This is a genomic window from Rhodohalobacter sp. 8-1 (assembly GCF_038150125.1).
Lineage (GTDB): Bacteria > Bacteroidota > Rhodothermia > Balneolales > Balneolaceae > SW132.
Map to the genome: position 1 here is coordinate 49,197 of NZ_JBBVMF010000004.1, position 20,253 is coordinate 69,449.

The window sequence follows — 20,253 nt, forward strand, 5'->3', positions numbered from 1 at the left end:
CCCCATTTTGCGGAAGTTGAGTTAGTATATTAAATACAACAAAGAGAGCTTCCAAGAGGTCCTTGTATATGAAAACCGAAATACACCAGTTTTCTTAAAATTGACATAAGATACAACTCTAATAATCCAGCCCCGGCTGTGTAATCTCGTAATCCTGTTCTGCTTTGGCTTTATCAACCATTTCCCTGACGTCCTCAAGAAGCTGCTGAGCATCGTAAACAATGCCATCTTTGATGGTGTATTTTATGCCGCCGGCCCGCTCTACTTCGTTGTTTTCATTCACTCGTATAGCACCGGTGCCGTAGAGTACTTTCAGATTCATTTGCGGATTTTCATCAACAATCACGAGATCAGCCAGTTTGCCCACTTCAATGGTTCCGAGTTCATCATCAACACCCAGCACTTCGGCTGCTTTGATGGAGGCTGACTGAAAAATTTCGAGCGGGTGAAACCCGGCTTCACGCATCAGTTCCATTTCCTGGATGTATGCGAACCCATAGAGCTTATAGATGTAGCCGGCGTCGGACCCAAGCGTGACACGCCCTCCGCGGTTTTTATACTCGTTGATAAACTGCATCCAGAGGCGGTAGTTCTCTTTCCAGTTTACTTCTTGCTCAGTTCCCCAGTTAAACCAGTAGGAACCGTGTGCTCTGCGGTCCGGCTTGTAGAATTCCCACAGCGATGGCAGCGTGTACCGCTCGTGCCATTCTGCCCGGCGCTGGGCCATCAAATCGCGGCTCGCTTCGTAAATGGTGAAGGTCGGGTTCATCTCAAAATCGTTTTCGAGCAGGCTGTCCATCAGCGAATTCCAAGTCTCGCTTCCGGGTTCTGCAGCCTGTTTCCAAAGTCGTCCGGCCTCTTCAAACCGGTGCTGCTCGTCGCTGTAGTTATAGTCGAGCGGGTAGTCCTGTATGATGCGGTCCGTAAACAAGGCTTCGGGCAGGCCGTACCAGTGGGTCATGCCTTTGAGTCCCATTTCGGCTGTTTTAGCCACGTTTGCGTAGACCACGCCTGTTTGTGCATGATGCGCCATCGATCCAAGTCCCATTTTGTTAGCTTCATCAAGAGCGGCTTCATAAATATCAGGCTGAGCTCCAAAGAATTTTATGCCATCTGCACCACGTTCGTGAATCATCTGCACCCATTCCCGCGCTTTTTCCGGGGTTCGGATGGGCGATTCCGCACCACTGCCAAATCCTATGTACGGAAAGATCCGCGGCGCTGTGATACTGTTATTTCTGCTTCGTTCGGCATGACGAAGGGTCCAGTCGAGGCCGTTAAATGATCCAGGTTCACGAATAGATGTGATGCCGTGTGCAAGCCAGAGCTTATACACATATTCAGGCGCGGTTCCCTGTGAACTTCCGCCGGTGTGGGCATGCATATCAAAAAAGCCGGGCAGGATATACATCCCTTCCGCTTCAATCACTTTAGTCTGATCATCAACCTCTGGCCGGCGGTTTTCGCTGATGGGAACACCGGGGTAGCCCACATTCTGGATCAGCGCTATTCTGTTGCTTTCGATCACGATATCCACGGGGCCAAGGGCTGGAGAGCCGGTACCGTCGATCATGGTACCGCCGCGAATGATAAGTCTTTCATATGGGCCCTCACCTTTTGTACGATCCGGTGCATCGGCCATTTGGGCAAGCAGAGGAGAGGTTAAACAGGTAAATAAGAAAATAAGACAAACAGGTAAAAAGAGACGTTTTTTCATGAAAGAAGAACTTTTTTACGGTTAAAGCGACGGATAAAATAACGTCAAAAAGGGTTTAAAAAAGAAATCTCAAAATTATTTGAAATAATTTGTAACAAAGCACCGCCGAGAATCTCTTTATAGTACAGCATCAGCTAATCTATCTCTAACGATTAGTTTAGTCACTCCTATGCTGAACCTAAAGCAGAAAGCTCGGGACTGATACTCCCGGGCTTTATTTTTTCCTCACCTTTTTACGGCCAGGTAGGCGATCAGAATAAACAGAATACCCACACCCGCTGTGAAATAAAGTGTTCCGTTAATGCCGAACCAAAGATACATCAGCCCAAGAATAACAGGCGCAACGGTTTGTGATGCCCTGATAACCACCCAATTTATTGCAAGGAAAGCGGCGCGGAATTCAGAGGGCACTTCACTGGTTAACAGATTTAACAGGCTTGGAATGTTAATGCCCTGTGCCACGCCAAAAATGGATATGGGAATTGCCATAAACCAAATATTTTCTATAAACGGAAAGCAGAGAAAAATAAAGGTATACAAAAAGGCTGCTGTAAGAATGAGCTGCTGTTCTGAAAATCGTTTTGTGAGATCGCCCAGCTTAGATGATGTGAAGGCTGTAATCAGAGACGAACCAGAGAGCATGAGCCCGATAACGGTGGAGGTGACAGCAAAATCTTCATCCAGTAAAATAGGCAGATACGTAATGTAGCCGCCGTAGAGAATCAGAAAAGTTAGGAAGACACAGCTGAACAGGCCCAGGACTTTTTTTGTGAAAATCCTGTCTTTTATTTTTTGGAAGTACTCTTTTAAGTCCAGGTTCAATGATATTGGAACCGGATCAAGAAAGATCATGGCGTAGATAGCAACGGGTATGGCAATGGCGCTGAGAAAAAAGGGATAGTTCCATGCGATGGAGGCAAGAACACCCCCGATAGCGGGATAAATGGCGGTTCCTACGCTCAGAACACTGCCGTTGTAGCCCATCGCGGTAGCGCGCCGATTGCCTTCAAACAAATCACCAATGAGCGTTACATTTAATACACCGAGGGCAGCACTTCCTGCTCCCTGGAAAAACCGAAGCCAAAGTAATTCTGAGAAAGATGTGGTGAATGCGCACATGAATCCGGCAATACCGTACAGAAATAAAGATGGAATCAGGATCCGTTTGCGGCCAAACCGGTCAGCGAGCACGCCCAAAAATGGCGTGAGTAAAATTCCGGGCAGGGCAAACACCGTAATGAGATAGCCAATCTGAGAAGTGGATACATCAAGCGCACGGGAAATAACAGGCAGGGCGGGTGCAATACTCGAAACGCCCATAACAGCACTAAGGGTAATGCCGAAAATGATGTGTAAATTTTTATCCTTAAGTACCGGTGGTTGAGGATTACTTGGTTCCAAAAAAATGTTTTCTATTACGATTCATCAGACGAAGCCATGATAGAGAGTGTACGGTAAAGAACCAAGTTGGAAAATCGTTCCGACTACAGATAAATTGAAATTAAAAATAGAGCCTGTAGAGCAGGCTGACGCTCCGCCCCGGTTCAGGAAATACTTCTTTTATTCTGGAGAGATGGTTGCGATAGGTGGTATTCAGCAGATTTTTGCCCGACAGAGTGACGGTATGAAGCATTTCAAATTGATCAAATCTGTATTGAAGTGATGTATTTAGCAGAGTGTAGCCATTCGTTTTGGTTTCGAACTGAGCAAGGCGTGTCTGTTCATCGGCCAATTCCACTCGGCTTGTAGCGATAAAATTGCCGCGGTTATAGCGAGCGAAAACAGATCCTTTGAGAGGCGGTATCATTGGCAAGGGACGCGTGTCTTCTGTATATCCCGTTACATCCTGCTCTTCTTCACTGACAGTGCGATCTGCGCGTGTGTAGGAGAGATTTCCGCCAACAGTTACCCGTGGATGCAGCTGAAGATCTGCTGAAAGTTCGAAGCCGAGAAATTCAGCTTCTGTCCCGTTATATTCGAATCTATTGAGGGCCGGGTCCGAGACGCTTTGCTCACCTGTATCTCGCGGAAACAGGTAATTCTGAAATTTATTTCGATACCCGGCAAGTTCAGCATTCAAGCGGCCAGAGCGATATCGGAGAAAAAGTTCTGTACCGAGGCCACGTTCCGGATCAAGCTGAGGGTTGCCAATTTCAAAACTATAGGCTGCCAGGTGTGGTCCCTCAGAATAGAGTTCCTCAAGAGTAGGGGCCCGAAACGAATGCATTACCGTTGTTCCTGCAAACAAGTGATCTGTGAGTCCATAGATCAAAGATGCCGAAGAGGCCAGTCCGAGGAATGAGCGATTTTCAATGTCTCCGATGATTGAGGATGTACGTTCTACTGCGGGGCGTGATTGAACGGCTTCAAGCCGGGCACCGACTTCGTAATGAAGATCTCCGGCGTCACCTTCCTGAATGACGTATGCAGCGGCACTATAGAGATCTGAGTCGGGCGTTCTTGCTCCTCGTGCCGCATAATCCTGTAGCTCGCCCCAGATTCCCATTGAACCCCCATCAAAAATTGCCCAGCCGTTTGTATTTGTCTTAACGGAGGCATTTGTTGTCAGCTTGCCAAATTCAGTTCCCAAACTACCGTTAGACTCCAGCTCTACATGATTATAATTGACGAAAGAATATCGCGCTTCGAGAGTTTTGAAAAACGAGTGATCAAGAATACGTTCGCCACGAATATCGGCTTGGTATTTTCGCATTTCGATATCCACACCGCTCGGGTGGCCGCCATTGGGGTCCGGCGGAATACCATAATCGGAAAGGTAAGCAGAAAATGAGCCGCCTATGTATCCCTTGCTGCCCACGTAGCTGAGGCCGGCAGTGTTGTGCGTATTTCTGAGGTATGAATTTTCAATGGATCCATCAGGTGTTGAAAAATTCTGTCCGGTTCGGCCGTTTAAATCGAGAGTGGCCGCCCAGTTATTCCATGGTACAATCATATCAAGCGCAGCGGACGCTTCACTATTTACAGATTTTCCATTGAGTGATGCCGAGCCTGTAAATTGGTTGGGAACAGTATTGGGAATCTGATTTTTCACCACGTTGATCACGCCGCCAATGGCGTTGGCACCGTAAGCGAGAGCTGCAGGCCCCCGGGCAATTTCGATCTCTTCAGCTCCCATAGGGTCGATACTTACTCCATGATCAGCTGACTGAGCTGAGACATCGCCGGTTCGTTCTCCATCGCGAAGAATGAGAACGCGTTCGTCACCCAGGCCGCGAATAACTGGCCGGCCGGGCGCAGGGCCTGATGACCGTTCACTGAATCCGGCCTGGTTGGTGAGTGTTTCCGATAGTGTGGTGCCAAGATTACGGCGCAGCTCTTCTCCGATAATTTTGGTTGAGGCGTGTTCGAGACGGGCACCTCCGGTTTGATCCTGTGTGCCTGTAACGGTTACTTCATCACCGCTGATATTTTGAGGCTGCATTTGAATCTGAATCGGATCCTCGTCAGCACCTTCATAGTCTATTTGACGGGAATATGTATCGTAGCCAATTCTGTGAACAGAGATTACATACGTGCCCGCGGGTACATTTTGAAACCGGAACGTACCGTCGCGATCGGCCGTGGTTGTGCGGTTAATTTCTTCAAGGTGAACGTATGCGAAAGATATCGGTTCATCTGTAGATGCATCGCGAATTTCGCCGCGAAGCTGTCCCAAGAGAACAGCCGGCGTGAGCGACACAAGAAAAATCAGGAAAAGTTTAGGCAAAGGTTTGATCATAAAGAAAACGGGACGCCGTTCAAAGCAATCCCGATGTTTAGAGAGTTAGTTTACTGTGATTGTAATGTCGGGAGATTCGTAAGCAGCGATTCCATGCTCCTCGCCTTCGTCTTCGTGGTCCCCATGCTCAACCAATAGCTCAAAGTGCAATGTAGCCTGGCCTTGTGCCGTACCTGTGAAGGTGAAAGCAAATGGATTGCTAGTGGATCGTTCAATGGTTACAAACTCGGAGCCTGATTCAACATGCCATTCCAGCTCATAATCTGATCCGGTATCAATTTCAGTTCCTTCTTCATCCAGAAACACGGCTGTGAGCTCTTCGGTGGTTTCATCTGTGGTCAATTCTAAGGAACCGGTAATGGTGCCGCTTTCATCAATAGAAAGTACAGCGTTTCCGGCTTGGTCGCGAACTGCCATACCGCTGACAGCCTGCTCAACATGAACTTCAAACGGTGACGAGGTGAAATCAGCATGATCGTTGTGGAATAGTTGAAACTGAATATCACTTTCACCAGCGCTCAAACCTACAATATGAAATGCCCATGCACCATCTTCTTCGTGCTGTTCAACCTCCACTACGTTTTCATTATCCACTATCCAACTGAGGGAATATCCTTCATCCGTGTTTGGGACGAACCGGTCACCATCTTCTGCGATCCATCGAAGTGTAATGAGATTTGTTTCTTCACCAATCTCAAGTTCAAGGTGATCGCCATCTGCGTAAGTAACCTCGCCATTTTCCTGAACGGCAACTTCAACACCGTTTAAAATCAGGGCAACACCGAAAGGTGTTAAATGTTCTTCATCGTCATCTGATGAGGCCGGGTTACTGCACGATGTAAATGCAAAAAGTGTGAAAAGCGCTAGTGATAATACAGTTAATTTATTTTTTAGAATATCCATAATAGAAAATGATGTATGTTGTACAATATTGATGATATAGCGGTGTTTAACCGATATATGCATTGATGCTATGATGTAGTAATTTAAGAAAAGAAAAGCCGGATGTTTATCCGTGTACAACAAGAGGGGGAGCACGATTATTATGAATGCCTACTCGTGGAGATTTTGCGGCAGGAAGTGTGCTTAATTCAACACGTTCCCATAGCAGAGTAAGCGGGCTGGATTCCTTATCAGATGCGACAGATATCTTGAAGTGTGATGCACATATGACACACTCATTGGTGTCTTTTGTGACCTGAACTTCAATTCCATTATCAACAATAGTGTCGATGATATGGTTATGCGCCAGAGATAAAAACATCCCAAGAGCAACCCAAATGGAAATGATCAGTGATATGTTGCGATTCTGTTTAATCAAGCTGATAGTTTATGGAAATAAAAGTGAATATACTTCATAGTTCGTAAGCATCACAAACAAAAAATTGTAAATAGCGTTCAAAAATTTGTCATTTTGCTCTTCTGCGATGCATATGTAACGAATCTGTTACAAAAAAGATTGTGAGATATACGAAATTAGGTGCTAATACGAATTAACTGAAACAACATGTATGGAATTGTTTGAAGAAGCGTACATCTGGTTTATGAGCCTGGGGAAGCAATACGGTGTTAACCCTATTATTTTTGGAGTCATTTACGTAGGAGCAATCCCGTTTTTTACGCTGTCTATTGCCTGGCTCATCAGAAATTACAGGAGGGGAATTTCAATTGTAATGCCTGTTCTTAGCGCGTCATTTTTCTTTATCTCGGCTTATCTCTACCTGATGATTGCCGGCCAAAATGTGCCCTGGTGGATTTACGCTGTGGTTGTGGCAATGCTTGCGTATGGCGCATGGTCGACCTATAAAAAAGTAAAAGTTCAAATTAAAGAAGACGTGGAGCTGGACAATGGCAAAATTTGAGTATGATGCACTGGTCATCGGGGGTGGGGCTGCCGGTTTAACTACGGCAGGAATAGCAGCGAACTTCGGCGCCAAAACAATGATAATTGAAAAAGACAAACTGGGCGGAGATTGTACATGGACCGGCTGTGTGCCAAGTAAAACATTATTGAAAGCCGCCTCTGTGATGCATAATGCCAAACAGGCCGAGAAGTACGGGCTAACAGCGGAAACGGTTGAACTTGACGCAGCATCGGTCATGGAACATGTGGACAGGGTTCGATTGGACGTTTATGAAGAAGCTGATGATCCTAAAATATTTCAGGAGATGGGTATTGATGTCGTGGAAGGAACGGCAAGCTTTATAGATGATCATTCGGTCAGAATTACTGACAGCAAAGGTCTTCAGCGTGAGGTGTCGTCCAAGTATATTTTTATTTGTACCGGTGCCCGAGCGTTTGTGCCTCCGGTAGATGGCATTGATACCATTGATTACCTAACCAATGAATCACTGTTTGAAATTGAAGATCTACCTGATAAGCTGATTATCGTAGGAGGCGGACCAATTGGTACAGAAATGTCGCAGGCGTTTGTGAGGCTTGGTTCTGAGGTAGTTGTTATTGATATGATGCCCGGCATTCTGAGTAATGATGATCCTGAGCTGACATCCATACTTAAAGACAGACTTGAAGAGGAGGGTGTTACCTATCATTTTAACTCATCTCTCAAAAACGTATCAAGATCAGGAAGCGGAGTTATGGTTACCATCACTCGGGATGGAGAAGAGTTAAAATTGGAAGCCGATAAAATTCTGATGGCCACCGGGCGCAAGGCAAATATCGATTCACTCCAGACTGATGCTGCGGGAATTAAAACAGAGCGTGCCGGCATTACGGTAGACGATAAATGCCGGACAAATATTAAGCATATCTACGCGGTAGGGGATGTTACTGGGCGGTACCAGTTTACGCACATGTGTGAGCACATGGCCAAAGTGGCTACATCGAATGCACTCATAAAAATACCTATGAAAATCGATAAAAAGCACGTGCCGTGGGTAACATACACAGAGCCAGAACTTGGACATGTAGGCGCAACCGAAAAGGAGCTTCGGAAAGCAGGAGAAACGTTTGAAGTATATAAATTCCCGTTTTCAAAAATAGACAGGGCCATAACGGACGGCAACACAACGGGGCTCATAAAAGTGTACGCCAAAAAATGGAGCGGAAAAATTCTGGGCGCTTCAATACTTGGAGCGCATGCAGGAGAGATGATTTCGCAATATGCACTTGCCATGAGGAATGGCGTGTCACTCCGTGATTTTGCGGATACTATTCATCCCTATCCAAGCTATGGGCTTGGAGCCCGACGAGCGGCTGATCAATGGTATATCCGCAATCAATCCGAGACGTTGGTCAAATGGATTAAACGATTTTTTGGCTACAGAGGCGAGATTCCGGATTATAGTGATCCGGACCGAATTGTTTAATCAGTGCTGTATCGTGTTCAGTTGAGTAAGAACTTTCAGTAACAATTCTGTTAATATTGGGTAGCGAACTTGTAAGGGTGAAATTTTTACGTGATATTCAGGCATCATTAATTAATCACCGGATTCAAGCCGATAAAAAAACTGCTATCTATGTACACCGGACTACAACATCTCCACTCCTATCTTGCCTACTTGCTATTAGCCGTTCTCGCATTTTCACTTATTTATGCTGTTGTAATGTTTGTGAGGAAAAAACCTTTTACTGAAAAAGTGAGAAAAGTGGCTCTCGTGGGATTTATAGCCACCCACTTGCAACTGCTTATTGGGCTTATACTTTATGTGATATCGCCGGTTGGCCTGTCTAATTTCAGCAGCGAAGCGATGGGAGACACCCTCTCTCGGCTCTACATCCTCGAACATCCGCTGACGATGATCATCGGAATTATACTGATTTCTATAGGCTACATTAAAGCTAAGAAACCCGGTGATGATGTACGGCGCTATAGGAATATTATCTTGTTTTATACACTCGGTCTGGTAGTGATTCTGCTTAGAATTCCATGGCAAGTGTGGCCGTCTTAGTTATTGGATTGAATTGCCAAAAATGCTTTGTTTAAGATGGATTCCCTGTTCTTTTGAAGAGTTCAATTGTGCGTTGTTTAAGAATGCTCTTTGAACCTGGAGATTTCATTCCGCTACGCTTCATGGGGAAAAGATGAGCTCGATTCGCCCGAAAAAGATGGGCTCACTCGAAATGACAGGGCTTGATAGTTGTGTCGGGCGGCGTTCCCGGCACAGAGATTCACCAAAACATTCATCATTACGCCGCCAATAGGAACAAATTTCGCGGCGCGAAAAGAAATTTAGTCCAATAGCAGTGTCTGATGCGCTGCGCTTAACCCAACCCAAGCTTCTGCCATCTCGACTGAGCGAACGGAGTGAGTGCACGGAGAGATCTCCCTGTAATGGGAAGGAGTTTTGAAAAGGCGTGTAAACCCTTCTGTCCTTAGGGGTACCTGCGATACAAAACAGTGAGTACAACCCGTCAGCCTGCAGAAGCAGCATGCAGACGGGGGAGGGAATAATCCAATCACTCCTTGGAATCAAATATATCGCGAAGTATCCTGACGGCAATCTCCTGTTTGGGGCCACTGTACTCTTTTCTTCTCTCTTTGCCCATCAGGGTTATGTTATTCGTATCGGCTTCAAATCCTGAGTCTGGACCGGAAACGGAATTCGCACAAATCCAATCTAGATTCTTCTTCTCAAGTTTGCCTTGCGCATTCTTTTCGAGATCTTCTGTCTCCATGGCAAAGCCGATTAGTGTTTGATTCTCTCTTTTTTGATCGCCAAGCCATTTCAGAATATCGGGAGTTCGTGTGAGCTTCAGTTCTTCCGACGCATTCTCTTTTTTGACTTTATTTTGATGAATTTCGGCCGGCTTCAGATCTGCAACAGCTGCAGCCATGATAATTACATCGGCATCCGAATGTTTTTTTGCGAGTTCAAACAGGTCATCGGCAGATACAAACGATTCCGTGTTCATCCGCTCGGACTCTTTCACAGACACCGGGCCTTTTAGCAATGTGACATCAGCACCAAGTCGTGCTGCAGCATCAGCCATGGAAATCCCCATCTTACCTGAACTTGGATTCGATATAAATCGAACCGGATCGATATACTCGCGTGTAGGGCCTGCAGTCACGAGAACCTTTTTTCCTGAGAGAGGTCCCTTTGTCAGATAGTTCTGTATGATCCGATCAGATTCTTCAAGAATAACGTCGGGATCTGGAAGGCGTCCCTGAGCTTCCAAGCCGCTGGCCAGGTAGCCTGTTTCAGGTTCCAGGATGTGAAATCCCATAGAACGTGCAGATTCAAGATTTTTCGAAACCGCCGGACTCTCATACATTTCACCATCCATTGTCGGGCAGATCAGAACGGGACATCGTGCCGCCAGAACGGTGGCGGTGAGCATGTTATCGGAGGTGCCGTGTACAATTTTGGAGAGAGTGTTGGCCGTACAGGGAGCAATTACAAACAAGTCGGCCCATTCACCCCAGTGGATGTGCCGGGTCCAGCTGTCGTCTTCATCTTCACTGAATACATCTACGGCAACAGGGGTTCGACTGAGGGCTGAGAATGTTTCAGAACCAACAAAGCGGGTAGCCGATGGGGTCATTGTGACCCGAACATCTGCTCCCGCTTTTTGAAATTCGCGTAATAAATAAACCGCTTTGTAGGCGGCAATGCCTCCGGTAACGCCGAGTAAAATGCGTTTACCGGTTAGCATTAAAGTTCTTTCTCTGGGTAACGGTAGGTTGTTTTACCTTCCATCATCTCGTCTACAGCCCGCTGAGTAGCATGAGGGAGTTTTTCAAATGATTTTGAAATCTGCTCCTGCTCTTCATTGAAGGTAAATTCGTCTTCATCTTCGAATCCTTCGAAATACTTGAGCTTTTCGTCCAGTTCAAGTTTTTCCTGGGCGGCAATCTGACGGGCACGTTTTGAGATTATGACAATCTTTTCGTACTTATTGCCACCTTCTTCTCCCATCTTATCTAAATCTAATGTCTTTACAGGCATATTGGTCTACTACTGGTTTGATATAAATTTCCGGACGGCCTTTTTAATTTCCGAATATGCCGTCTCCATTTTGTCATTAACTACAACGAGATCAAATTTATCTGCGTATTTAATTTCTTTTTCCGCCCGCTCAAGCCGTACGGAAAGCGACTTTTCGGACTCTGTTCCCCGGTTACGTAAACGCTGTTCAAGAATATCCATAGAGGGCGGTTTGATGAAAATCGTTAACGCATCTTCACCAAAAATTTTCTTCACGTTAAGTGCACCAAGTACATCAACGTCAAGCATAATAAAATAGCCTTTCTTAAGTTCAGATTCAACGTGAGCTTTCAGAGTTCCGTACATCGTACCATTATAAAATTTTTCCCACTCAAGAAACTGCTGATCCAGAACCCGTTTTTGGAATTCTTTTTCAGACATAAAATAATAATCTCTGCCGTTCACTTCACCTTCTCTTGGCGGGCGGGTAGTGGCGCTGACAGAAAATTTAAGCCTGTCGAAGTCGTTCAGTAATTTTTTTGCCATGGTAGATTTTCCGCCTCCGCTGGGCGAGGCAAGAATGACAATCTTTCCGTGTGTGCTACTCAATATTCTGAACCTGCTCTCTTATCTGTTCGAGTTTTTCTTTACCAATAACCACATCATGGGCTATGGTCGAATCGTTTGCTTTGGAGCCAATGGTATTGAGTTCCCGGTTGATCTCCTGGCATAAAAAGTTCAGGCGGCGTCCCACGGGCTGTTCACCCTCGAGGGCCTCGAGGAAAAATTTCAGATGACTCTGCAGGCGAACGGCTTCTTCGTTAATGTCCATTTTATCAACCAGTATCGCAATTTCCATCTCCATACGGTCGGGATCGAAGTGCTCATCAGACACCATTTTTTGGATCCGCTCGGTAAGCTTTTCCCGGGTTTCCGGTGCTCTCTGGCTTGATTTTTCCTTGATGTTTTCAAGAAGGTCGGAAATATCGGTTATCTGCTTCTTCAGATCATCTTCAAGTTCTTTCCCTTCTTTTTCACGCATCGTGTTGAGCAGTTCAAGGCCCGATTCGAGCGCTTCTTTGGTGCACTCCCAGATGATCTCGAGATTTTTCTCATCTTCCTTTCGGGATTCAAACAGGTCGTTAAATTCCAGCAGATCGCTCAGCTTCAGTGGTTCATCGATATGGGCCAGCGAACGCATCTCCTCGAGCATCTTACTGTAGCTTCTGAGTTTATCCGCGTTAAAGGTAGTATCGGTGAGACCCATTTTTGATTTATCCACGTATACGTTCAGAAGCACTTTTCCGCGGGAGAGATTTTCTTGAACGATCTCTTTAAGGTCCAGTTCTTTGTCTTGAATGGATCCGGGCATGCGGGGCGAAATATCGAGATATCTGCTATTCAGAGTCTTTACTTCTACTGTTACCCGTATGTCATTTTTTGTGGCTTCACCGCGTCCAAAGCCCGTCATGGATCGTATCATAAATATGTACCAGGGTCTGTATATAAGTTGAATGATTTCAGTTAGAAGGTAGATATCAAAGCGAAGAAAATCTATAAACGTTTTGAACCGGCTGCTTTCGTAAACCTAATCAGCTACCGGACTGTATCTCTTTCAGTTTGCTGATAGCGCGTTCGTTTAAATTTTCGAATACATCCTCAGCGATATCACCCGTGGTGTATTTCATGCGCAGCCAAACTACATAGGTCGCCATCACATCTTCGTAGCAGTAGTGCTCAATTTGTGCAAGCTCACCGTCTCGATACATTTTTAAAACTTCATTTCCTTCACCGGTCTGTTTGAACGGCACGCCGATGAGATGCCCAAGATGTTTTAGCTTGGGATATGAACTTGCCCCATAGTTGCTGAACTCGTCCATCAAATCAACATTGGCGCTACTAAAACGGTATCGAATGTCGTAGTGGCTGAGCCGCACCGGCATCTGCATGTTATGGTGCATGGCGCGGTAAGTGATCAAGGGAAGATCAAACCCCCGGCCATTGTGGTGAATCAGCCCAAAATCTTTGTAGGTTCCAAGCGCATCAAACAGCTGAACAAGGCCCTCGTTTTCATCTGTTCCGTTCCAACTCACTTTCCTGACAGGTTTGCCGAAGTTTTCCACCCAAAGCCCTACCCAAGATACCATGCGATGGTACATCGGGGGTAAAAACCCGCTGTTATTGCGCGTTAATGCTTCGCTGGCCGCGATGAGGAGATCATCATCTGATGACTCGGTGTCGTCCAGCACGCGCCGTAAAAATGAAAAATCGGGTATCGTCTCTACATCAAATACAAAAAACATGGCTATTGGCTCCGTTCTCCAGCTAAATTGAGTTCAAACTGAGATTTGAACATTTCTTCACTTAATCCGCACCCCAAAAGATACATTGTTTTTGTGACGGTTGCTTCCATTGTCATTTCACCGGCGCTTAACGCTCCGATATTCTTGGCTTCCCGTCCGCTTTTATACTGGTTGAGGTCAACCGAATCGTAGGCTGCCTGCGATGTGATGATCAGGTGGCAGTCGGCTTCCCTGCAAGATTCCATAAACGGCAGCAGGCTGTTCGTTCCTGCCATGGGAAAGTTTCCGCTGCCAAATGCTTCGAAAATGACGGCCTGCGTCTTGACTAGATCAATGCAGTTGAGCATTTCAGGATTCAGGCCGGGATAGAGTTTAATAACATGCAGCTGATCGTTGAAAACAGGGTTGCATCGAAGATCGCTGGAGGGCCGGGAGTAGGTTTGTTTTAGGCTGATGTCGATTCCAACCTCGGCAAGAACCGGGTAGTTGGGCGACGCGAATGCATCAAACTCACCGATACTCATTTTTGAGGCGCGATTGCCCCTGTAGAGTTTGTCATTGAAACAGATGGCCACATCAAAAATAGGAAGCGTGGCGAGCTCTACTGCGTTGATGACATTACGGTGGGCATCACTGCGGATATTGCTCATGGGAACCTGGCTGCCGGTAAAAATAACCGGTTTGCCAATGTTGATGAGAGAAAAAGAGAGGGCTGATGCAGTGTAGGCCATCGTGTCAGTGCCGTGCAGGATCACAAATCCGTCATAGGTTTCATAGTCTTTGTGGATATGCCGCGCCAGCTTCTGCCAGTGATCGGGTGTTACATCGGAGCTGTCTTCAAAGAAGATCTGGTGCGTGGATATCTCCGCTATGCTGGAAAGTTCCGGCATCTCTTTATGCAGGAGATTGGTGAACCTGTCGATGTCGAGCTCCGGTTTTCCGTTGCCCGAATGCATGGCGATGGTTCCGCCGGTTTGAATAAGTTGAATTTTTTTCATCAGGATGCGTCTTAAATTTGGCTGAATATAACAGGACGGGCCGACAAATGTGGGGGCTAGATTTGAGACATTAGATGTGATATGTGAGATGTGAACCTGGAATCGGACGCTTCAAGGAGCTCACTCCGTTCGCACGCTTGGAGGTCCTGGGTTTGACACCTTACACCCTGTGCCCTGTATCTTGCGCCTTGAACCTTGCTGTCGTTTGCTGAAATAGTAGAGGAGAGTGCCTGCTGCGATAAAGACGATGGTCAACCAAATAGATGTAAAACTGACCTGAAACATGAGCCAGAGACAGGCTAAAATTCCCAGTCCGGGAATGAGCAGTTTGCCGGGTAGTTTGAATTTGGCTTTGCTGCCAAGAGTGGGACGCAGAACGGGGACTGCAGCACATGTAATGATGAACAGAAAAACTCGTGACAGCACCGTCATGGCCGCCAGGAAAGTGAAAGTTCCCGCAGCGGCTGCGGCAAATGCGAAAACGCCGAAAAAGAGAATTGAGTTGGCCGGGGTCAGCAGCTTGGGATGTACTTTTCCAAACCAGGCCGGAAGAGATCCCTCGATCGACAAGGCATACGTGAGACGCGGCGTAGAGAAAATGGTGCCAACAAGATTACCCGTGACGGATGTGACGACCCCGATCATAAGAATGATAGCCCCGATTCCTCCAAAAAGTGCAGCGGAAGCATCCAACAGGGGTGACACAGATGATGCCAGGTCGGGTACAGCAGCCTGTGATACCAGCTGAATCAACATGTAGAGCAACACCACGCTCCCAAGGCCTAAAAGCAGGGCGACGGGCATATCGCGTTCGGGATTTTTTGCCTCTCCCGCCGGTACAACGGCGCCCTCAAACCCTACAAATGCATAGATAAGCAGAAGTGTAGCGGCACCAAGATCTCCCACGGGCGGAACAGGGGCGCTGAAGGATGGAAATACATCGCCTCCCATATAAAGGAGTCCGCCAAAGACAAGCAGTATCAGTACCGAGAATTTAATGATCGTGAATAGAGCGAGTGACCGGATTGACTCCATCGATCCGAGTATATTGATGAGCGTGAGAAGTCCGATAATCAGGGCAAGGGTAATTAAACGACCGCCACCCTGCAAAACAGGTTCAAAAAAGTAGCCAATACTGTCAGTCAGAAGTACGGAATTGGCTGAAAAAGAGATGAGCCGGGCAACATAAAACAGCCATCCCGCCTGAAAACCGATAAAAGGCCCGAATGCCTCGGTTCCATATCGAACCGGTCCGCCTGTGCCTCGGAAATAGCTTCCCAGTTCTGCAAAACAGAGAATCACGGGAAACATTAGCAGGGCGCATGCCAGGTAAATCCAGACGCTGTACTCGCCTGCAAGATCAGCAGCGCCTCCCGGCAGGCCAAAAATTCCAGCCCCTATAAACCCGTTAACAACAAGGAGCCAGAGTGCCCAGACGGTTAATTTTCGGGGCAGCTTTTCATCTGATTGTGATGTTGTTAGTGGGTGATTCAAAAAGTGAATATGACTTTATGCTAAAAATTAAGAACTGTAAGAACGCTGAAATCCGCAGGATTTGCAAAGCCCTCTATTATTAAATTAAATGTTGATTTTTGGACGCAATCTATTTAGAATTAATCTAAATTAAAACGTAACCTTAATTAACTGTTATTACTCAATGATACATTTAAAGAACCTGGCAATTTTGCTGCTTATGTCGGCAGTCGCCATCTCATGCACATCGCAAGAAGAGGTGAATCTATACTCTGCCCGTCATTATGACACAGACCTCGAGCTTTACGATAATTTTACGGAGGAGACCGGTATTACCGTTAACCTGATTGAGGGCGGAAGTGATGAACTTATTGAACGTATCGACAGCGAAGGCTTGAACAGCCCGGCTGATCTGCTGATTACTGTTGATGCAGGACGACTCTGGCGTGCAAAGGAGGCAGGTGTTCTGCAGCCGTACGATTCGGAGCAGCTCAATGAAGCTGTACCACAAGAACTGCGCGATCGTGACGGTGAATGGGTGGGACTGTCCCGGCGTGTTCGCGGGATAGTGTATCACACCGAACGCGTGTCACCTGATGAACTTGCCGGCTACTGGGACCTTGCCGATGATAATTGGGAAGGACGTGTTTGCATACGCTCATCAAACAATATTTATAACCAATCGCTGGTAGCATCACTCATCGAAACCCACGGAGTTGCGGATACAGAAGAGTGGGCAACCAATTTTGTTGAGAATTTTGCACGAGATCCACAGGGCGGAGATACAGATCAGATCAGAGCGGTTGCAGCCGGAGTTTGTGATGTGGCTGTTGTGAACCACTATTACCTGGCGCGGCTGATGGAATCTGAGGATCAGGAAGACCAGGAGGTTGCAAACCAAGTGGCGATGCATTTTCCGTCTGAAGAGAATGGCGGAAGTCACGTTAATATAAGCGGAGCAGGCATTGCAGCAAATGCTCCAAACGAGGCAAATGCAACGCGGTTTCTGGAGTACTTGGTCACCGAAGAAGCACAGCGGCTCTACGCCGTCGCGAATAATGAATTCCCGATTATTGGCGGAATGGAGCTGCCCCCGGTCCTTGAGCAGTTTGGTACATTTGAAAGTGATGCGGTGAATGTGACTGCATACGGTGAAAATAATCCCGAGGCAATCCGCCTGATGGACCGTGCCGGCTGGCGATAAGAACTACCGATTTGTTTTTCCTCAAAAACCCGTCATGTTGAGAAATGTGATGGGTTTTTTTATTTCTTATGCTCCTGATTTTATGACTTTTATGCATCCAAAAGAGCCACTCGGAAATTGAGATCCAATTTTATTACATTCCGATTGATATCAAAAGAAATGCAGAGAGATATCGTCTGATGAAACCATAACAAAACAGAGGAACAGAGTATGACAAAGCGAGTGTTGATCATGAGCGGGGGCGGATCAAAAGGGGCCTTCCAGGCCGGGGTTATTGAACAGCTTAACCGAAAAGAGTGGGAGCCGGATGCCGTAGCGGGTATCAGCGTTGGTGCGTTAAACGGCGTGATGGTGGCCACCGGCCAATCGGATAAACTGATTCAGATATGGCAGAATTTACGGGAAGAACAGGTGCTGAAAAAACGCAGGATCGACCGGAAAGCGAAAAATTATCTTCTCCATAAGATCGGTGTAGAAAAAGCGACACTCGGATTTTTTGACAACTCACCACTCAAGAAAAAACTGAAGGAATCGGTGGGCCGACAGTTTACCAAGCACTACTACTGCGGCACGGTCAACATCGAAACGGGCGCTTATCAAGAGCATATTGCCCGGCCCATGATGGTGCCCTGGAACTATCTTGACGCCGTTATTGCAAGCACAGCAATTCCGGTCGTGTTTGATCCGGTCAATCTGGATGGCGAACTGCACGTGGATGGCGGCGTTCGGCATATGAATCCGATTGGTAAGATTTTACTGGAGCACAATCCTGATGAGATCATATTTATTACCACCCGTAAGTTTGATGAGCCGAACAAACCTAAAAAAGTTGACGATATCGTTGATGTTGCCACTCAGACCCTCAATATACTTCTCGAAGAAATTTTCATGAAAGATCTCCAGGAGTTTATTCGGATTAATGAGCTCGTCCGGCAGGCAGAAGAACAAGGAGCGGTGTTGAAAAAATCAAATGGAGAACCGTTTAAAGTGTATAAGTCAACGCTGTATCAGCCGCATGAGCCTCTTGGCGATAGCCTGAATTTCTCCAATGAACAGGCGAACCGGAATATAAATATTGGTTTGGAAGCTGAGCCGATTGAGCTTTGAATTAAAAACCCTCCATGGGTTGGATAGAGAAAAATTACTTGTCAATTATTTAGCAATCGATAAACCACATACAGCTGTCCAATGTGATAGGCGGTGTGTTCGATGATGAGTTCGGCCTGACGGAGCAGGTTGTGGTCCGGATTTGCTTTGAACGGCCTTATCAGGTCTGAGTCAGGGTCGAGGATCAGGTCGCAGAACTCTTTTCGTTCTGAGAGGTAGGCCTCGGTGAGTTCATTCCATGCCTCGCGGGATTCTGGTGCGGGGTTGTCTGGCCAGTAGTCATCCGGCCAGTTTCCGGCGCTGTAGTCGTCCCGTGTGCAATATTCGAGGATATCAAGCTGGGCGATTCGGATGTGCGCAAAGAGCTGGTAAAACGAGTAGGGCAGGCCATCTGGCACGATCCCAATTTTCTCGTAAGGTATTTTATCAAGCACGGTGTCGATGGGAGAGAATGCTTGCCCGCCGGTGAGATGTTTTTCGAGCTGCTGTTTGATGGATGTTTGATAAGACATTTTTCTGGGATGGATTAGCTGTTAATCTGTGACTAAATCTACACAGGAAAACGTATGTACCGGATTCTAAGTTCGGGGTAAAAAACCCCGGAGGACTTATTCGCTCGATTTGACAATGATTTGGATAAGCTTTTCGACTATTTCAAAAAAAGAGCAGAAACATTCCAACGGGATAGTCAAAAAATTTCAGCCAAAGAAAAAGGCAGATTCAACTTAGTAGATCCGTGCTACATCAACGGTTTCAAATCGGATTGAACCACTGTTTATTGATTCAAAATTTGGTGACCAATATAAATTCCAGGTTTTATTGACATTAATTTCCAATAAGATCCAGACGAGTATGATGATGTAAACGCCCAAACTGGAGAGGGGAGGAATTGAAGAGGAATCTTAGAATGAAAGTAATTATATGCCTTATAAGGTACCCAAAATGATTGCCTTGAGAATCACTTTTAATTCATCTAAACCCATCAAATGAACGTATTTACCGTGAGATCTATTTTTAGTTAGAAAAGAGCGGATTGATATGAAAAACGCATGGGCTGCTTTATTTCTGATCATTTATTTGACGCCTTTTTTGGCATTTCCACAAGAGGCCGGCTGGTCCCCGCCTGACTTCTCCGAACGGCAATCTGACCGAAATGAAATGGTCAGAAATCAACTGGAAGGCCGTAATATTACCGATGAAAACGTGCTGGACGCAATGCGCAGTGCGCCCCGTCATCTGCTGGTCCCGGAGGAAAACCGGGCACAGGCTTACGCCGATACTCCCTTACCCATCGGCCACGGGCAAACCATTTCTCAGCCTTACATTGTGGCCTACATGACGCAGATTCTTGACATCGAAGCCGGTGATAAGGTTCTGGAAATAGGAACCGGAAGCGGCTACCAGGCGGCTGTACTTGCTCACATCACACCGAACGTTTACTCCATAGAAATTATCGAGGAATTGGGGGAGAGGGCGAGAAATGATTTGCAGGACTTGGGTTATGACTCCGTAACCGTTAAAATTGCCGATGGCTATTTCGGATGGGAAGAACATGCACCTTTCGATGCCATCATCGTCACAGCCGCATCCGGTCACGTGCCGCCTCCGTTAGTAGATCAGCTTAAACCCGGAGGCAAAATGGTGATTCCCATTGGGGGCATCTACCAAACCCAGAATCTAATGGAGGTCACCAAATCGGAAGAGGGAGACTTGAGTACCAAAAGCCTGATGGCCGTCCGGTTCGTCCCTATGATGGGTGAGGCGCAGAATTGAAGTAACTTGCATGATAAATACGATTGTTTCCAATCAAGACGATCACC

Annotated in this window: 19 protein-coding genes; 6 read left to right on the plus strand and 13 right to left on the minus strand. The window is 46.5% G+C overall.

The features are described from left to right. Window positions 1-118 precede the first annotated feature (118 nt). From AABW11_RS04925 to AABW11_RS04945, 5 genes are all read right to left on the minus strand, one after another. Window positions 119-1,717 (minus strand): amidohydrolase family protein, encoded by a 1,599-nt coding sequence (locus AABW11_RS04925; RefSeq protein WP_340103673.1) that lies wholly within the window; start codon window positions 1,715-1,717, stop codon window positions 119-121. A 225-nt stretch (window positions 1,718-1,942) separates the two neighbouring features. Continuing rightward, the gene (locus tag AABW11_RS04930; RefSeq protein WP_340103674.1) at window positions 1,943-3,118 is read right to left on the minus strand and encodes an MFS transporter; all 1,176 of its coding nucleotides are present in this window, start codon (window positions 3,116-3,118) and stop codon (window positions 1,943-1,945) included. A 100-nt stretch (window positions 3,119-3,218) separates the two neighbouring features. Then, window positions 3,219-5,456, minus strand: coding sequence for a TonB-dependent receptor (locus tag AABW11_RS04935; RefSeq protein WP_340103675.1), 2,238 nt, complete (start codon window positions 5,454-5,456; stop codon window positions 3,219-3,221). Between the two features lie 45 nt (window positions 5,457-5,501). Continuing rightward, window positions 5,502-6,359, minus strand: a complete 858-nt coding sequence (locus tag AABW11_RS04940) for a hypothetical protein (RefSeq protein WP_340103676.1) — start codon at window positions 6,357-6,359, stop codon at window positions 5,502-5,504. Window positions 6,360-6,465: 106 nt separating this feature from the next. Beyond that, the gene (locus AABW11_RS04945; RefSeq protein ID WP_340103677.1) at window positions 6,466-6,777 is read right to left on the minus strand and encodes a hypothetical protein; all 312 of its coding nucleotides are present in this window, start codon (window positions 6,775-6,777) and stop codon (window positions 6,466-6,468) included. Window positions 6,778-6,967: 190 nt separating this feature from the next. Between AABW11_RS04945 and AABW11_RS04950 the strand changes: the two genes are divergently transcribed. From AABW11_RS04950 to AABW11_RS04960, 3 genes are all read left to right on the plus strand, one after another. Beyond that, entirely contained in the window at window positions 6,968-7,318 is a 351-nt protein-coding gene (locus tag AABW11_RS04950) for a hypothetical protein (protein WP_340103678.1), read from the plus strand. Further along, window positions 7,305-8,786: a dihydrolipoyl dehydrogenase family protein gene (locus AABW11_RS04955; protein ID WP_340103679.1), complete on the plus strand. Its 1,482-nt coding sequence runs from the start codon at window positions 7,305-7,307 to the stop codon at window positions 8,784-8,786. Before AABW11_RS04950 ends, AABW11_RS04955 begins: the two co-directional genes overlap by 14 nt. Window positions 8,787-8,936: 150 nt before the next feature. Next, window positions 8,937-9,368, plus strand: a complete 432-nt coding sequence (locus tag AABW11_RS04960; RefSeq protein ID WP_340103680.1) for a cytochrome B — start codon at window positions 8,937-8,939, stop codon at window positions 9,366-9,368. 508 nt (window positions 9,369-9,876) lie between these two features. Here AABW11_RS04960 and coaBC read toward each other — a convergent pair. From coaBC to AABW11_RS04995, 7 genes are all read right to left on the minus strand, one after another. Beyond that, window positions 9,877-11,076 carry a bifunctional phosphopantothenoylcysteine decarboxylase/phosphopantothenate--cysteine ligase CoaBC gene (gene coaBC, locus AABW11_RS04965; RefSeq protein ID WP_340103681.1) on the minus strand — a complete coding sequence of 400 codons (1,200 nt, stop codon included), beginning with the start codon at window positions 11,074-11,076 and terminating at the stop codon, window positions 9,877-9,879. Next, complete coding sequence (locus AABW11_RS04970; protein WP_340103682.1) at window positions 11,076-11,369, minus strand: DNA-directed RNA polymerase subunit omega; 294 nt, start codon at window positions 11,367-11,369, stop codon at window positions 11,076-11,078. The genes coaBC and AABW11_RS04970 overlap by 1 nt, the downstream gene beginning before the upstream one ends. A gap of 9 nt (window positions 11,370-11,378) precedes the next feature. After that, window positions 11,379-11,957 carry a guanylate kinase gene (gene gmk, locus AABW11_RS04975; RefSeq protein ID WP_340103683.1) on the minus strand — a complete coding sequence of 193 codons (579 nt, stop codon included), beginning with the start codon at window positions 11,955-11,957 and terminating at the stop codon, window positions 11,379-11,381. Next, window positions 11,950-12,831 carry a YicC/YloC family endoribonuclease gene (locus tag AABW11_RS04980; protein ID WP_340103684.1) on the minus strand — a complete coding sequence of 294 codons (882 nt, stop codon included), beginning with the start codon at window positions 12,829-12,831 and terminating at the stop codon, window positions 11,950-11,952. Before AABW11_RS04980 ends, gmk begins: the two co-directional genes overlap by 8 nt. 109 nt (window positions 12,832-12,940) lie before the next feature. Continuing rightward, window positions 12,941-13,651, minus strand: a complete 711-nt coding sequence (locus AABW11_RS04985; RefSeq protein ID WP_340103685.1) for a ribonuclease H-like domain-containing protein — start codon at window positions 13,649-13,651, stop codon at window positions 12,941-12,943. A gap of 2 nt (window positions 13,652-13,653) precedes the next feature. Beyond that, the gene (locus AABW11_RS04990) at window positions 13,654-14,649 is read right to left on the minus strand and encodes an asparaginase (protein ID WP_340103686.1); all 996 of its coding nucleotides are present in this window, start codon (window positions 14,647-14,649) and stop codon (window positions 13,654-13,656) included. A gap of 120 nt (window positions 14,650-14,769) precedes the next feature. After that, window positions 14,770-16,143, minus strand: a complete 1,374-nt coding sequence (locus AABW11_RS04995; RefSeq protein WP_340103687.1) for an APC family permease — start codon at window positions 16,141-16,143, stop codon at window positions 14,770-14,772. Between the two features lie 163 nt (window positions 16,144-16,306). Between AABW11_RS04995 and AABW11_RS05000 the strand changes: the two genes are divergently transcribed. Beyond that, complete coding sequence (locus AABW11_RS05000; protein ID WP_340103688.1) at window positions 16,307-17,326, plus strand: Fe(3+) ABC transporter substrate-binding protein; 1,020 nt, start codon at window positions 16,307-16,309, stop codon at window positions 17,324-17,326. 210 nt (window positions 17,327-17,536) lie between these two features. Next, on the plus strand, window positions 17,537-18,433 hold the full coding sequence (locus tag AABW11_RS05005; RefSeq protein WP_340103689.1) for a patatin-like phospholipase family protein: 897 nt from the start codon (window positions 17,537-17,539) through the stop codon (window positions 18,431-18,433). A gap of 41 nt (window positions 18,434-18,474) precedes the next feature. Here the strand turns inward: AABW11_RS05005 and AABW11_RS05010 are convergent, their stop codons facing one another. Beyond that, window positions 18,475-18,945 (minus strand): DinB family protein, encoded by a 471-nt coding sequence (locus tag AABW11_RS05010; protein ID WP_340103690.1) that lies wholly within the window; start codon window positions 18,943-18,945, stop codon window positions 18,475-18,477. A 526-nt stretch (window positions 18,946-19,471) separates the two neighbouring features. Here AABW11_RS05010 and AABW11_RS05015 point away from each other — a divergent pair. Then, on the plus strand, window positions 19,472-20,206 hold the full coding sequence (locus AABW11_RS05015; protein WP_340103691.1) for a protein-L-isoaspartate(D-aspartate) O-methyltransferase: 735 nt from the start codon (window positions 19,472-19,474) through the stop codon (window positions 20,204-20,206). Window positions 20,207-20,253 lie beyond the last annotated feature (47 nt).

Bases quoted from the DNA above. Each gene is read 5' to 3' on its own strand.
- AABW11_RS04925 (WP_340103673.1), bottom strand. From the start codon at position 1,717: ATGAAAAAACGTCTCTTTTTACCTGTTTGTCTTATTTTCTTATTTACC.
- AABW11_RS04935 (WP_340103675.1), bottom strand. From the start codon at position 5,456: ATGATCAAACCTTTGCCTAAACTTTTCCTGATTTTTCTTGTGTCGCTC.
- AABW11_RS04940 (WP_340103676.1), bottom strand. From the start codon at position 6,359: ATGGATATTCTAAAAAATAAATTAACTGTATTATCACTAGCGCTTTTC.
- AABW11_RS04950 (WP_340103678.1), top strand. From the start codon at position 6,968: ATGGAATTGTTTGAAGAAGCGTACATCTGGTTTATGAGCCTGGGGAAG.
- AABW11_RS04955 (WP_340103679.1), top strand. From the start codon at position 7,305: ATGGCAAAATTTGAGTATGATGCACTGGTCATCGGGGGTGGGGCTGCC.
- AABW11_RS04960 (WP_340103680.1), top strand. From the start codon at position 8,937: ATGTACACCGGACTACAACATCTCCACTCCTATCTTGCCTACTTGCTA.
- coaBC (WP_340103681.1), bottom strand. From the start codon at position 11,076: ATGCTAACCGGTAAACGCATTTTACTCGGCGTTACCGGAGGCATTGCC.
- AABW11_RS04970 (WP_340103682.1), bottom strand. From the start codon at position 11,369: ATGCCTGTAAAGACATTAGATTTAGATAAGATGGGAGAAGAAGGTGGC.
- AABW11_RS04980 (WP_340103684.1), bottom strand. From the start codon at position 12,831: ATGATACGATCCATGACGGGCTTTGGACGCGGTGAAGCCACAAAAAAT.
- AABW11_RS04985 (WP_340103685.1), bottom strand. From the start codon at position 13,651: ATGTTTTTTGTATTTGATGTAGAGACGATACCCGATTTTTCATTTTTA.
- AABW11_RS04990 (WP_340103686.1), bottom strand. From the start codon at position 14,649: ATGAAAAAAATTCAACTTATTCAAACCGGCGGAACCATCGCCATGCAT.
- AABW11_RS05000 (WP_340103688.1), top strand. From the start codon at position 16,307: ATGATACATTTAAAGAACCTGGCAATTTTGCTGCTTATGTCGGCAGTC.
- AABW11_RS05005 (WP_340103689.1), top strand. From the start codon at position 17,537: ATGACAAAGCGAGTGTTGATCATGAGCGGGGGCGGATCAAAAGGGGCC.
- AABW11_RS05010 (WP_340103690.1), bottom strand. From the start codon at position 18,945: ATGTCTTATCAAACATCCATCAAACAGCAGCTCGAAAAACATCTCACC.
- AABW11_RS05015 (WP_340103691.1), top strand. From the start codon at position 19,472: ATGAAAAACGCATGGGCTGCTTTATTTCTGATCATTTATTTGACGCCT.